The sequence below is a fragment of the Desulfatibacillum aliphaticivorans DSM 15576 genome (genome assembly GCF_000429905.1).
Taxonomy (GTDB): domain Bacteria; phylum Desulfobacterota; class Desulfobacteria; order Desulfobacterales; family Desulfatibacillaceae; genus Desulfatibacillum; species Desulfatibacillum aliphaticivorans.
In genome coordinates, this window is the sequence record NZ_KE386982.1 from 163064 (window position 1) to 176932 (window position 13869).

Here is a 13869-nt window from a genome sequence, read left to right on the forward strand (position 1 = left end):
GGAAGGTTTTTCCCGGATAGAAAGGCGCGCATGGCCTCCTCTTCTATGAGATATTTCTTGCCCACGCCCGGTTGAGCCGGCAAAGCCCGGCTCCTGATCCAGTTGGTCACCGTGTTCCGGTGCACTCCCAGGATTCCGGCAAGATCTCCTACACGAAACGTGATCATTCCTCTTCCATCTCCTTTGATTGGGTTTTGGGATCGTGAATTAACTTAAGCAAAAAACGTACCATGCGGCCCACCGCCGCCTCCACGGCCGGACTCATGCCCGGCGCCATGCGATCCGGTATGCCGCAGGTCTGCGCTACGAACACCCGAACCTCCTTTCCGGTTTTGTCGGCGAACTCGGCCAAAAGATTCATGGTGGGAAACTGGTGCATGGAAAAATCGCTGAGTTTCTCGTGGGCCAGGCCTTCCACGCCGATCTCCCGGATGCGGCCCGGTTCGCATCCGGGCTCGTGATGGGCGTCCACCACAATCACCCGGTCCGGAGCCTCTGGGGAGACGCAGATGTCAAAAAGGATTTCCCGGACCGAAGTGCCGGCGTCCAGGACCACGCATCCTTCCGGCAGGGAGGAGGCGTTTTCCAGGGCTTCTATGACGGCAGGTCCGAACCCGTCATCTCCGAACAGGGGGTTGCCGCAACCCAGGACCAGGGTTTTTGCGGAGAGAATGTCTGCGTATTGCATGGTTTGGATTTCCCGGCTTTGTGCCAATTGTGCAAAGTTGTCTTGAGGCTGTGCAAATTGGAAAGCATAAATTATGCCATGTTGGCACAATTTCGCCCGCGCCTACTCCCATGCAGCCGGGCGGCTGCCCGGGCGTTTCGCCCCGGCAAATAAAAAATGGGCGCTTTCGCCCCGGCAAATAAAAAATGGGCGCTTTCGCCCCATCATACTAAAGGTATTTTTTATAACTATTTAAAAAATAAATTAAAAATTGATTTGTGATAGAAAATGTCATTGTGGGGCGTTTCGCCCCGCGCCCAATTCCCCAAAGCCCCCTGAACGAACCCACCGGGCGCATCCTTGGAGACGGGCCGCTCATGATGAAGTAAAAACGCGGCAGCCCCGCCGGTAAGAATTCCATGCATTGGCCGGGGGATTCTTCCGCCGAAATCGCAAAGGGGCCGAACAAGACCATGGGCAGCCCCGGCAGGGCAGTATCCTGCCGGGGTGCGCGAGCACACGTAGATCAACCTATGCGGCGACTGAAATCAAAGGCCTTTAAAAATTGATGTTATTCATGGAAGATTTTAGATTTCAAATGCATACAGAACTATTTGATATCAATAATATTGCAAGCAACAACAACGCAAATAATCGCCCATAAGCACAATGTTTATTCCTCCACAACCGGCGGGCGCTTGATGGCTTCTATGGCCTGGGCGGCGGCCTCTGCGGCCTGGGGAAAGACCTCGCGCAGGTTTTTGACCTGACGCAGGTTTTCCGCCGTGCGTAAAATCAGCATGGCCAGATCCCCATCGCTCATGCCGGCCACGCTTTTGGTGAACTCCCAGGTATTGCCCGCGGCCCAGGCGTGAATCGCGGCCGCAGGCCATAACTGTACTGGCCGGGTTTCAAATCCCGCCTCGATCAATCCCGCAAACAAGGGGCTGACCGTCCTGACAAGCTGGGTGAACTTGTTCAGCAGCTTCTTGGGTAGGGCGCGGTCGTCCAGGTATACGTCCAGGTCCTTGTCCTGGACGAATACCGCGATCATGGCGGCCAGCAGGGCGGGCTCCATGCCCTCGAACAATCCTGAACGAAAGCAATGGGCGATGACCAGGGGCTGGTCCACCCGCAGGCCCGAGGCCCACAATCCGTCCTGGGTGAGTTCATGCTCCTCGCTCACGTAGCCTTCCTTAATCAGAAAGTACATGTGAGCCATAAAATCCTCCCACAATTCCTCGCCCACCTCCACGGCCATTGCGGGATCGCCGAACCGGTCCGCGGCCTGAAAACTGGCGAAGGAGCGATGCAAAAGCCGGCGCACGTCCTCGGGCGTGTGGGAAAGAAGCAGGTTCAAAACCATGGAAAAATCCATGCGGATGCGGCTGTCCACCGGGTCCGTGGGCGCGTTGTTCACCCTGGCCACGTGATCCAGGTCCATGAACTTCCCGGGCGCCGCAATGGAAAACCCGATGGCGTCCATGCCCCGGCGTCCGGCGCGTCCGGTCATCTGATGGTATTGGGTGGGCGTGAGGGGATCGAACTCCTTGCCGTTGAATCGGTCCGAATTGAAAAACACCACGGACCGGGCCGGAAAGTTCACCCCGGCGGCCACAGTGCTGGTGGCGAAGACAGCGTCCAGCAGCCCTTCGGTCATGAGGGACTCTATGAGCAGCTTCCAGGCAGGAAGCTGGCCGCTGTGATGAGACCCCACGGCCGCCTGCTCGATAAACCGGCGCTGCCTGTGGCCGGCCAGATACGGGTGCTCGTGCACCAGTTCCAGCATGCGGCTGCGCACTTCCCGCCGCCGGGCCGGGTTGTCCTTCAACACCTTGTCGCACAAGGTCAGGGCGATGTCGCAATCCTTGCGGGATTTCAAAAAAAAGATAGCGGGCAAAAGATCGTATTTGCTCAGCACCTTCAGGATTTCTCCCATGGGCGGAAGCCCTTTTTCCAGGGGCATTTTGGGGGGCCGCCTGCCGCTCATGGAGTCCCTGACCTTTTTGTCCATGGATTTGCTTTTGGGGGTCGCCAGAAAGGGCATGAGCCTGCCCGAGGGATGCAAAAACAGGGAGAATAGCGGCACGGGGCGTTTGGTTTCGGACACCACCTTGCACTCCCGGTCCCGGATGCTGGTGAGCCAGGCGGCGATCTGGTCCGCGTTGCCGATGGTGGCGGATAAAAGCAGCAAGGGCACGCGCACGGGCAGGTAGATGATAGTCTCCTCCCACACCACGCCCCGCTGCTCGTCGCCCAGATAATGGGCTTCGTCCAAAACCACAAAGTCCGAAGACAGGTCATGGCCCATGTGCATGCAGTCGTAAAGCTGGTTGCGGAGGATTTCCGTGGTGCCCACAATAATGGGGGCGTCCGTGTTTTCCTTGCGGTCTCCCGTGAGAATGCCCACGTTTTCCGGTCCGAATATGTCGCTGAACTCGATGAATTTCGAATTGGAAAGGGCCTTGAGAGGGGAGGCGTACCAGGACCGGCCCCCCTGTTTGAGGACGTGGGATATGGCTTCCACGGCGATCCAGGTCTTGCCCGAGCCCGTGGGAGCGGTCACAAGGCAGTCGAATTCCTTGACGGTTTCCACGGCTTCCACCTGAAAGGGGTCGGGCTTGAACTCGCCTTTTTTGGGTACGCCGATTTTGGAGAAAACCTTATTCAGCCTTCCGTCCGCTTCGGGTTTCAGCGTTTGCCTGACCGGTTCTCGGCCCCGGCCCTTGTACGGCCTGCCGCGCCTTGGATAAACTTGCTTTTTTTTATACGCCATATTTCCTTGTTCGGGCTGCTGCGCCCCATTGAAGTCCTTGATCAGAAGTCCTTGATCATCTTGCGGTTTAGTGCAAAATATAGTAAGGGTCAACCGCTTGTTGGATGATTGGCTTCATCTAACCGCGACTGAATGAATCGGCAGGAGATATATCATTATGACAGAAGAACCCCAATCCATTTTCGACAAATATTCGGACAAGTTCCTGGAACTGGCATCCGACTACAACCACGCAGGCATCCCGGACCGCTACGACGCCAGAGGCGGCCAGACCGGGCAATGCGGGGACACCGTCCATTTTTTCATATCCGTCATGCACAAGCGCATTGTGGAAGTGCGCTTCGCCCTGGAAGGCTGCATGCACACCCTGGCCTGCGCCAACGCCATTGTGGAGATGATCGCGGAAAAGCCCGTTGAGGAAGCCTGGGACGTCACCGACGACGCCGTGGCCGAATACCTGGGCGGCCTCCCGGAGGATCATTACCATTGCGCGGAGCTTGCCGTAGGCGCCCTGTACAAGACCCTGGCGGACCTGAAGACGAAAATCGGCATCGGATAAAGTAGTCCCCGCTTTTCGCCAAAGAAAAAGGCGAAAGAAAACGCAAACCGCTTTCTTTCGCCTTTTATGATATTGCATGGAAAGTCTAAGTTGACTGTCCAGGGAGCCGCAAAATCAGCCGCAGGTTCCGCCGCTGCATCCGCCGCAGTCTCCGCCCTTGGGAAGTTCGTAGGCGGAATTGATTTCAAAACCCAACATGGAGTAGTCGATCTTGATGGGGGAGGCTTGGGCCAAAAAGGCCTTGTCCACCACAAAGGTCAAACCGTCGACTTCATAGCTTTCATCATTTTCTCTTGACTCATCCAGAGCCAATGCCAGGGACGGCCCAGCTCACCCGCCTTGGTTCAAAAACACCCGAACCGGAACCACTTTGGGCTGCGACTCAAAGTACTCTTTGATCTTGTCTGCTGCTGCTTGAGTGCATTCTAACATTTAAAATGTCTCCTTTTTGGGCCAAAGCCCGTTGGTTGGAATTAACCCGGGAAACCAGCCTGACGGACAGTCCGGAAAAATCCGGGTGTTTACACAAAAATGATGCCTGATGGCCGTTCTGTCAAGTTTTTAGGAATGATTCTCAAACATAATCATTCCCTCAGAGCGGCCAGATAGTTTTCATACACCTGCAAATCCCGTTCCCCGAACAGAACGAAAACCGCTTTTTCCGGCAGCAAAGAATCTTTCAGAAATTCGCAGACCGTATCCACGGCGACCTTGCAGGCCTCTTCCAGGGGGTAGCCGTAGACCCCGCAGCTTATGGCCGGAAAGGCGATGGACCGCAAATGGTTGTCCCGGGCCAGGGCCAGGCTGCTTTTATAGCAATTGGCCAGGAGTTCGGCCGGATTGCTTTCCCGGGAATACACCGGACCCACGGTGTGAATCACGTGCTTGGCCGGGAGGTTGTAGCCTTTGGTGATTTTGGCCTCCCCGGTTTCACACCCGTTTAAGGTGCGGCATTCCTCCAGCAATTGGGGGCCGGCCGCCCGGTGAATGGCGCCGTCCACGCCGCCGCCGCCCAAAAGGCTGCGGTTGGCTGCGTTCACGATGGCGTCCACGTTCAGTTTGGTGATGTCTCCGGTTACGGCGCTTATCCTGTCCAAAATCGTTGCTTCCATGACCGCCTCCTGTATAATCGGCGCGTTATCTAAAATCCTAAAGGGCCGGAGCAGGAATAATACGAATCCGGACCGGTCATGTCAACATTTGGGGGGTGGGGATGATTTTCTGTAAGGAGAGAAGAGGGGATAGGGACCGGAAAGTTCTTTGTTGGGTTTCGCGCCTATGTTTTTGACTTCAGCATCACCCCGGCGCAAAGCAAGCGGCCGCCCTGGGAAAGATTTTGCAGGCTCTATCCAACCTACTAGTTTTACTGGAAAAGATGTAGGTCGGATAGAGCTTTTGAAATGCGTCTTGAGCTCCTAAAAAAATGCATCTTGGCAGGCGCATTAAAGGGCGTCCGCCTTAGTGTGAAACCCAACAAAATCAGCCAGATAAAGCAGCCTGCCAAGACTATTTCACCCTGGTAGAGCAAAACCCCTTATCCGTGGAATAGTGAAAGACCTCGGCCGGAGTAATCTGTTTATCATCTTCCAGCCAGCCGCCGCAGTTGTGGGTTATCAGGCGCCTTCCCTGGATGGGCTTGGGAAAGGGCAGGCCATCGCCGTCCTTCCAGCCTGTGGGCTCGTGGGTGTGGCCCCAGATCATTCTTTTGGGCGCTTGGATTCTGCTTTTTTTATCATCATCATAAAATTGATTATTGATGGTCTTGATCTCCTGGAGACAGGAGAGGTAATAGCTTCCCACCCGGACCTGATTGAGCTTGTCGTTGAGGAATTGACTGTTCCCTCGGGAATCCTGGAAATTTTTCACGGCCTTTCTAGCTATGGGGCGAATAGCGGCGACCATTAATTTTAGAGCGGCGCTTACGGCGAATCCCAGGTCGAACCTTTTGGTCAAAGAGGCGGGCAAGCGGGAAATATACTTGTCAAGGCGTGCGGGCTCGTTCCTTTTGACGTCCTTTTGCACGTCACGGACCACCTTAGTCAGAGGGGCCGCCTGGCCTATGCCCGTGCATGAAAGCTGGTTTAAAGGAAAGTTCATGCCCGCGCTGTCAGCCTGGCCCAAAAAAGTTTCATAGACCTTGTCAGAATATACGGGCGGCTTGCTTTCATCGTCTTCCCTCAAATCATCCTTGACCAGATCCAGGCCCACCTGGCCGCCCAAGGCCCAGAATGTTTCAAAATAATGGCCGTGGGTGATGAGCACGCATTCCTCCTCCTTCCCCTCTTTTTTATTTTCGGGGATGACTAAATAAAGGTTGGGATAGCACACCCACACCTTGGGGGCTTCAGGGGGGGAGTCGTTGTCCGAGTCGCAAAACAGCCTGTCCAAAAAAATGCCGTCCCGCATATCTTTAAGCTCGCCTGTTTTCGCCGCATTTTCCATACGCGCTTTTTCATCGTGAAACCATAAGGGCTTCTTTTTAGGCCAGAAAAAGGAATGCAGCTTTATGGGCCGTCCGTCAGAGAATGTTTGCTGTGAATCCTGCACCTCGGCTTCTTTGGCCCGAATCGCTTGCATTTTTTGGGGCGCATCGGGCCTGTCGTCCAGAACCCCCGGCATGGAGCGGTCCAGGGATAAAGGAGGCTCGCACTTGCGGATTTTTTTGATCACGTTCACTTCGTAATCCACCAGATGGGCGAAATCGCCGTCGTGGTTGCCGGGAACGTAAATGATTTGCCGGGCCATGGGCGGCTGCTTTTCTTTCCCCTTTATTTGTCCGTTCACCGCCTGGAAAAACACCTTGGCGTTGTCATAGGCTTCCTCATACGAGGCGATGGCGAAGTCAAAAACGTCCCCCACTAAAACCAGAAAGTCCAGCGGCTCCTCTCCTTTCAGCGCCGCTTCCTTAAAATCGGCGAAGCGCTTCCCGTTTAAAACTCCCTCGCTCACCAGACCGCACGCGGGATCTCCAAAATGAGTGTCCGAAATGATGGCCAGACGCATGGCGTTTCTCCTTTCAAAAAAGGGCGGACGACGGAGCGGGTCGACGGACTTTCCCCGCGTCTGCTGAAATTAATATCTTAAAAAAAACATTTTATGCCGGAAGTGACAGGCATATTATACGGCTGCGAACTTCAAGTCAATGGGCGGGAGCGGATTGCCCTTTATTTCTTATTATTTAAATTTTCAATTTATGAATTTTATATTATCTATATATAAGGATGAATCTTCATCGAATTTGTCTATTTGACTATTCTCCTTGGTTTCTGTATAAGATTCCTCTGTACGAATGTACCGAATAATTCGGGGGGAGAATGTTTACACCTCGGCATGGGCCTTGTCCAGGCTCCATCGTCCGGGGTGTTGTTTCAGAAAAGGAGACAATCATGGAAGAAATGGCAAAAATCACAATAGGAGATGAGACGTTCGAGTTGCCTGTCATCGTGGGGACGGAAGGCGAAAGGGCCATCGATATTCAATCGCTGCGCAAGCGCACCGGCCTGATCACTTACGACCCCGGCTTCAATAATACCGGAAGCTGCAAAAGCGCCATCACCTTTATGGACGGCGAAAATGGCGTGCTACGCTACCGCGGCATTCCCGTAGAGCAACTTGCAGAAAAATCCACCTTTGTGGAAACCGCATACCTGCTGATTAACGGCCGGCTGCCCGAACAAAAGGAACTGACCCGTTTTTCCGTGCTGCTTAACGACCATTCCATGGTCCATGAAGACATGCGGACGTTTTTTGAGAATTTTCCGCGCGGCGCCCATCCCATGGGAATTCTTTCCGCCATGGTGAACGCCCTGCGCTTTTTCTATCCTCAGTTGGAAGGCTTGTCCGAGACCGAGGAACTGGATATTATCGTCACCCGGCTGATTTCCAAGGTCAGGACCATGGCAGCCATGTCCTACAAGATTTCCCTGGGCCACAAGGTGGTCTATCCTAAGCCGGATCTGTGCTATTGCGCAAACTTCCTGAACATGATGTTTGACTCCCCCGTCAAGCCTTATAACCTGGACCCGGATTTTATTCGCGCCCTGAACGTGCTTTGGATTCTCCACGGAGACCATGAGCAAAACTGCAGCACCTCGGCCGTTCGCCTGGTGGGCAGCGCGCGAGTCAACCTGTACGCCTCCATTTCCGCAGGCATCTCCGCCCTGTGGGGACGCCTCCACGGCGGCGCCAACCAGGCCGTTATCCGCATGATGGAGGAAATCCACGCAGCGGGCGGCGACGTAAAGCCCTTTGTGGCGCGGGCCAGGGATAAAAACGACAACTTCCGCCTCATGGGATTCGGCCACAGCGTGTACAAGACCTACGATCCCAGAGCGAAAATCATCAAGAAGATGGCCGACACGGTTCAGGCCAAGCTGGACAAGAGCGACCCCCTGCTGGACATCGCCAGGGAACTGGAGGAGGTGGCCTTGAAGGATCCTTACTTCATCGACCACAACCTGTACCCCAACGTGGATTTTTACTCCGGCATCGTCATGCGGGCCATGGGCATTCCCACGGAGATGTTCACGGTTATGTTCGCCATCGGCAGGCTGCCCGGCTGGATCGCCCAGTGGAAGGAATGCTTTGACAGCCCCCGCTGGAAGCTGTCCAGGCCCCGCCAGATATACATCGGCAACAATGTCAGGGACTACACGCCCATTGAAGCGCGCACCAAAACCATGCTCTAAGGGATGCGTATGGGCGGTCAAACCGACCATGACGGATTTAACTCAGGGGAACGGCCTGCGCCGTTCCCCTTTGTTGTTTGAGGGAAAGGAATCATCATGACCGATTGGGAAAAACAAGCCATGGAGTTTTTCGACAACGGCTTCAACTGCGCCCAGGGCGTGCTCATTATGCAATCCGAAACCCTGGGCCTGGACAAGGAAACCGCGGCGCGCATCGCCTCGGCCTTCGGCGGAGGCGTCAGCCGGACCGGCAACGTGTGCGGCGCCGTCGCCGGGGCGCTCATGGCCCTGGGCATGCAATTCGGCAATCAGGCTCCCAATGATAAAGTCGCCAGGGAAAGAGCTTATGACAAGGCGGACCAGTTTATCGCCCGTTTTACGGAATCCTGCGGCTCCATCATATGCCGGGACCTTTTGGGCCTGGACTTGAGCCAGCCCGGCATGCTGGAAAAAGCCCGGGAGGAAAATATCTTTCATGACAAATGTCCGCGTTACGTGGCCCTGGCTGCGGAAATTGCGGAAGCCATGCTGGCCGAGGGAAAATAGCAAGCGCTTGCTTTTTTCTTGACCGATAGTATGTCGTCACTTATGCTCCCATCAGGGGGAAATCGGCCCCTGAAGGGGCTGTTTGACAAACCTTCCTGATTTATCTTTTATCTACATCATAAAAAAACAGGGGAGATCCCGGATGAGCGACGACGTATACAAAAAACTGGCCAAAGTATTGGACACCCTTCCCAACGGCTTTCCCGCCGCGGAAGACGGCTTGGAAATCAAAATCCTGAAAAAAATCTTCGAGCCGGACGAAGCCGATCTTTTTTGCGACCTGCGCCTGAAATTCGAAAGTCCCGAGCAAATCGCCGAACGCACCGGCCGCCCGGTGGAAGGCCTGGACGAAAAACTGACCGCCATGTGGAAACACGGTCAGGTCATGGGCATCGACTTCGGCGAGGTGCGCGTATTCAAGATGCTGCCCTGGGTCTTCGGCATTTTCGAGTTCCAGATCGACCGCATGGACCGGGAGTTCGTGGAGCTTTGCCATGCCTACGAACCCCACTTCGGCAAGCAGTTTTTCGAAACCGGGCCTCCGCTCATGCACGTGGCGCCCGTGGAAAAGGACATCCACGCCGATCATATTTCCCTGCATTACCAGCAGATTTCCAGCATCATAGAAAAAGGCCAATCCTTCGCCGTTTCCGAATGCATCTGCAAAAAGGAAATGGACATGCTGGACAACCCCTGCAAAAAGCTCACGGAAGTCTGCATGGCCATTGCTCCGGTGCCCGGCGTATTCGATGGATACCATTGGGGCCGCCCCATCACCAAGGACGAAGCCAAGGAGCTTTTGGTCAAGACCGAAGAAAGCGGCCTGGTGCATCTTTCATGGAACATGCAGGACGGGCATTTCTTCATCTGCAATTGCTGCGGCTGCTGCTGCGGCGTCTTAAGAAGCATCAACGACATGGGCATTCCCGCCGGCAAGGTGGTCAACTCCCACTTTGTCGCCGTGATCGACCCGGACGAATGCGTGGCGTGCGGCGTATGCGCGGACGAACGCTGCCAGGTGCGGGCCATTGAAGAGGGCGACGACGCCTATCGGGTCAAGCCCGAAGCCTGCATCGGCTGCGGCCTTTGCGTGTCCACCTGTCCGTCCGAAGCCATTTCCCTGATTCGCAAGCCCGAAGAGGAATGCGAAATTCCTCCGGCCAACGAAGACGCCTGGTTCGAGGCCAGGGCAAAGGCCCGGGGAGTGGATTTTTCCGCCTATAAATAGTGGATTTTTTAGCCGGTCCATAGTAAGACCAGGAAAATATTGCTTATGCCCGGTGCAGGCCCCTTCCTGCACCGGATATTCTTCCGGCGTTAAACTGACATTTCGTTCGGGCTTTAACAAGGTGCAACCGGTTAACTAATTCTCCAGGGAGGGAAAGATGGACGTTCTCGGCATTGATATAGGTTTTGGGTTTACAAAAGCAACCAACGGCAAGGAATTCCTTATGTTTAAATCCCTGCTGGGGGAGGCCGCCGAAATCCCCTTTCGGGCCAATCTTGCCAATTCCTCCTTTACGGAAAACCTGCATGTGACCGTGGACGAACAAACCTTTTTTGTGGGCGATTTCGCGGAACGCCAGTCCGGCGTGCGTCAATCCACCCTGGATCAGGACCTGCTGGTTCAGGAGTTCGCCAAGGTTCTGGCCCTGACCGCGGCCGGCATTTTCTCCGAAAAATACGCGCCCATGAACGTGGTTTCCGGCCTGCCCGTGGGATATTTCACCGAATACAAGGAGGCTTTCGTCAAAGCCATCCTGGGCCATCATACGGTCAATTATCATAAGGCGGACGGCTCCGTGGTGACCCGGCGCATCAACATCAACCGGGTGCGTATGATTCCCCAGCCCATGGGCAGCGTGCTCAACCTCCTCATGGACGAACGCGGCCGGATTACGGACAGGGACCTTGCCGGCAAAAAGGTGGGCGTGGTGGACGTGGGATTCAAAACCACGGACTTCATCATTTTTGACAAACTCCAGTTCATCACCCGGGGAAGCCGGACCATCGACACGGGCATCTCCGACATCTTCCGCACCATCGCCAACAAACTCCGCAAGCAGGTGGACGTCAGCCTGGAGCTTTACCGCCTGTACGATCCCGTTTCCAAGGGAAGCATTCGCATTCGCGGGCAGGAGCTGGAGTTGGCCGAGATTCGGGATCACGTCTACGCTCAGGCGGCCGGCGAGATCGCGGACGAGATCAATCAAATCTGGGCCGACGATTGGGACATGGACACCGTGGTTCTTACGGGCGGCGGCGGCATGGAGCTGGCCAAGCACCTTCAGCCTTTGATCGCCGGCAACGTGGTGGGAATCCCCAACGACGTGGACGCGCGTTTGAACAACGTCCAGGGCTACCTCAAGTTCGCCCGGCATTTATGGGAAAAGGACGAGCCCCCTGTAGTCCGGGAGGAAAGCGCGGAGTAGACCCCGCTCTTCGAAAAAAATTCCTAAGCAAATCCAAAACGCCCGCGGCAATCAGCCCGGGCGTTTTTATTGGAGTTTTTGGGGGCGGCCCAAGCCATGTAGTATCAGGGCTTGCCCTGCCGCTTTTGGGCGTCTGCAAACCACATTCAACCTATGCAGTTCTATCACCCGGCCAGCCGCGGCATGCAATGCCGGGGGCCGTCAGGCCAATAAGGGCGGCCATTGGCGACATTAGGATTTGGGAATGATTTGCGGCCGAAAAGCCATGCCCGAAACCGCCCTTATGTAGTCGCGCGGTCCCCGCGCCGTAGTTGCGAGGTCTCCTCGCTGTAGTTGCGAGGTCTCCTCGCTGTAGTTGCGCGGTCTCCGCGCGTAGGGGCGCTGCTTGCCGCGCCCGTTTATTCCGGCGCGCTACACAACCGTCATTCCCGCATGCTTTTAGCGGGAATCCAGCGTCGTTCTGCAATCTTCCTTTGGACCTTCAATGAAAGGCAATGAAGATCCAGGATTTTCCTCGTTCCCATGCTCCAGCGTGGGAATGCATATGGGACTATTTGAAATCTAAAGGTTTCAAGACGTGTTCTTGCTATGAAAGCTCCAATGTCTTTACTTTTTTGATTTAACGCTTCTTTCCAGGCGGGGCAGAAACAAATACATGAGGCTTTGCTTGATCCAGTTTTTATACTCCGGGCTGCGGGGCGCCACGCCCAGAACCTTGGCGTGATAGGAAGACGCGCCAATATACACGATCATCAAATTGATCATGCTGTAGACCCACCACACGGCCCGGTCGGAATCGTACTCGCCGGGCGCCACCTGGATGATCATGTCCTTGGCTTCCGACACATAGGCGGAAAACCGGTCGAATCCCGGAATTTCGCCGTCCTTGTCTCCTTCGGCCACGTTTTGCATGAGCAGCAGCACGGGATCGGGGTTGTCGAACAGGTAGGCCAGGACCCGGTCCAGAAACAGGGACAGGCCTTTTTCCGCGGGCATGGCGTCCAGGCCTTCCATCCAGGTTTTGGAGGCGGCCAGAAGCTCTTCCATGACCTCTTCCACCACGGACTCGAATAACTCGGCTTTGGTGAAATAATGATTGATGAGGGTGAAGCTGAATCCCCCCTCCTGAGCGATCATCCGAAAGCTGGCCGTATGATAAGGATGGGAGCGGAACACGCGGCGGCCCGCCGCAATGATCATCTTGCGGGTGGCGGCCCCTTTGGATCCCTCGCCGCGCCAGCGGTCTTTGCTGCATTTTTTATTTTTACCGGGGATGGAAATCTTCATGGCGACTTTCTATCCCCGGAGGAAATATTTGTCAATCCAAGGGCGGACAATTACACCGGGTTGCTTTTAATCAGAGCAGACGGCGGCCATAGTAAACTGCCGAGGGAGTTTTTTTTCATGGGTGGCCCTGGCAGAGCAGTATCCTGCCAGGGTGCGGAGCACACTTAGTTTATTGGAAAACCTTTGTCGGCGTCGCTTTGGATCAATGGATTGTTTACGGGATGTTTTAAAATTCCTTGTGGAGCATTTGCGCCCAATAAGACCGTCATCCCCGCAAGGGCGATCCGTTTTTTGGATCGTCCGCAAGCGGGGACCCACCGTCTTTGCGCTTCTGCGCCTATTCAGACCGCACTTTCCGGATGGATCGGAGCGGTCCTTAATCCCAGAATTTCCCTCTCCGATTATCCATGCGGATCACCCGCACGTTTCCCTGGCCGCTGATTAGCGAATTCATGGCCCAGCTTGCAATGCTGATGAGCAAGGCACCGAACACCGAGGTCCAGAATCCCACCACTTCAAACCCGGGGATCACGCCCTGGGCCATTTTGAGCATGGCCGCGTTGATGACCAGGGTAAACAGGCCCAAGCTGAGCACGTTGATGGGCAGGGTGAGTATAAGCAGAATAGGGCGGAAAAATGCGTTCAGGGCCGAAAGAACCGCGGCCGCAAAAAAGGCGGAAAAAAATCCGCTCACGTGAATGCCGTCCAACAAGTAGGACACCATGATGATGGAAATAGTCAGAACAAGCCAGCGAATCGCCAATCCCTGCATGGGTTTTATCTCCTTCCAAAGCGCTTGGGTTGCATTGCCTTCATACCTTCTAAAGATAATGCTTTAAGCCAAAAGGTCAAACCACAATGGCAAGGCGATCCCACGCCAAGGTTTGATTGATCAATTTTTTCAGGAGGGGCCG

At 55.0% G+C, this 13869-nt stretch carries 12 protein-coding genes and 1 pseudogene; 5 read left to right on the plus strand and 8 right to left on the minus strand.

Going from position 1 to position 13869, the window contains the following annotated elements:
- Positions 1–23: 23 nt before the first annotated feature.
- From G491_RS36475 to G491_RS0126880, 3 genes and pseudogenes are all read right to left on the minus strand, one after another.
- Positions 24–167: pseudogene (locus tag G491_RS36475) on the minus strand (helix-turn-helix domain-containing protein); the annotation flags it as partial.
- A complete protein-coding gene (locus tag G491_RS32785; RefSeq protein ID WP_015949676.1) occupies positions 164–688 on the minus strand; it encodes a hydrogenase maturation protease in 525 nt (174 codons plus the stop codon). The pseudogene G491_RS36475 and the gene G491_RS32785, both read right to left, overlap by 4 nt.
- A gap of 652 nt (positions 689–1340) precedes the next feature.
- Positions 1341–3443 carry a DEAD/DEAH box helicase gene (locus tag G491_RS0126880; RefSeq protein WP_028316735.1) on the minus strand — a complete coding sequence of 701 codons (2103 nt, stop codon included), beginning with the start codon at positions 3441–3443 and terminating at the stop codon, positions 1341–1343.
- A 157-nt stretch (positions 3444–3600) separates the two neighbouring features.
- Between G491_RS0126880 and G491_RS0126885 the strand changes: the two genes are divergently transcribed.
- Positions 3601–4002 (plus strand): iron-sulfur cluster assembly scaffold protein, encoded by a 402-nt coding sequence (locus G491_RS0126885; RefSeq protein WP_015949678.1) that lies wholly within the window; start codon positions 3601–3603, stop codon positions 4000–4002.
- Positions 4003–4116: 114 nt separating this feature from the next.
- On the opposite strand, the gene G491_RS36200 is transcribed toward G491_RS0126885, so the two are convergent.
- The 3 genes from G491_RS36200 to G491_RS0126905 all read right to left on the minus strand — a co-directional run bounded on the left by G491_RS36200 (position 4117) and on the right by G491_RS0126905 (position 7005).
- Positions 4117–4314 carry a hypothetical protein gene (locus tag G491_RS36200; protein ID WP_028316737.1) on the minus strand — a complete coding sequence of 66 codons (198 nt, stop codon included), beginning with the start codon at positions 4312–4314 and terminating at the stop codon, positions 4117–4119.
- Between the two features lie 272 nt (positions 4315–4586).
- Entirely contained in the window at positions 4587–5114 is a 528-nt protein-coding gene (locus G491_RS0126900) for an O-acetyl-ADP-ribose deacetylase (RefSeq protein ID WP_028316738.1), read from the minus strand.
- Positions 5115–5508: 394 nt separating this feature from the next.
- Positions 5509–7005, minus strand: coding sequence for a metallophosphoesterase family protein (locus tag G491_RS0126905; RefSeq protein WP_028316739.1), 1497 nt, complete (start codon positions 7003–7005; stop codon positions 5509–5511).
- A gap of 383 nt (positions 7006–7388) precedes the next feature.
- Between G491_RS0126905 and G491_RS0126910 the strand changes: the two genes are divergently transcribed.
- The 4 genes from G491_RS0126910 (at position 7389) to G491_RS0126925 (ending at position 11668) form a co-directional block, all read left to right on the plus strand.
- Positions 7389–8690 carry a citrate synthase gene (locus G491_RS0126910; RefSeq protein ID WP_015949683.1) on the plus strand — a complete coding sequence of 434 codons (1302 nt, stop codon included), beginning with the start codon at positions 7389–7391 and terminating at the stop codon, positions 8688–8690.
- A 96-nt stretch (positions 8691–8786) separates the two neighbouring features.
- Positions 8787–9236 carry a C-GCAxxG-C-C family protein gene (locus G491_RS0126915; protein WP_028316740.1) on the plus strand — a complete coding sequence of 150 codons (450 nt, stop codon included), beginning with the start codon at positions 8787–8789 and terminating at the stop codon, positions 9234–9236.
- 142 nt (positions 9237–9378) lie between these two features.
- The gene (locus tag G491_RS0126920) at positions 9379–10464 is read left to right on the plus strand and encodes a 4Fe-4S dicluster-binding protein (protein WP_028316741.1); all 1086 of its coding nucleotides are present in this window, start codon (positions 9379–9381) and stop codon (positions 10462–10464) included.
- A gap of 157 nt (positions 10465–10621) precedes the next feature.
- Positions 10622–11668 (plus strand): ParM/StbA family protein, encoded by a 1047-nt coding sequence (locus tag G491_RS0126925; RefSeq protein ID WP_028316742.1) that lies wholly within the window; start codon positions 10622–10624, stop codon positions 11666–11668.
- Between the two features lie 606 nt (positions 11669–12274).
- On the opposite strand, the gene G491_RS0126930 is transcribed toward G491_RS0126925, so the two are convergent.
- Complete coding sequence (locus tag G491_RS0126930) at positions 12275–12955, minus strand: TetR/AcrR family transcriptional regulator (protein WP_028316743.1); 681 nt, start codon at positions 12953–12955, stop codon at positions 12275–12277.
- Between the two features lie 376 nt (positions 12956–13331).
- Positions 13332–13727, minus strand: coding sequence for a phage holin family protein (locus G491_RS0126935; protein WP_015949688.1), 396 nt, complete (start codon positions 13725–13727; stop codon positions 13332–13334).
- Positions 13728–13869: the final 142 nt, after the last annotated feature.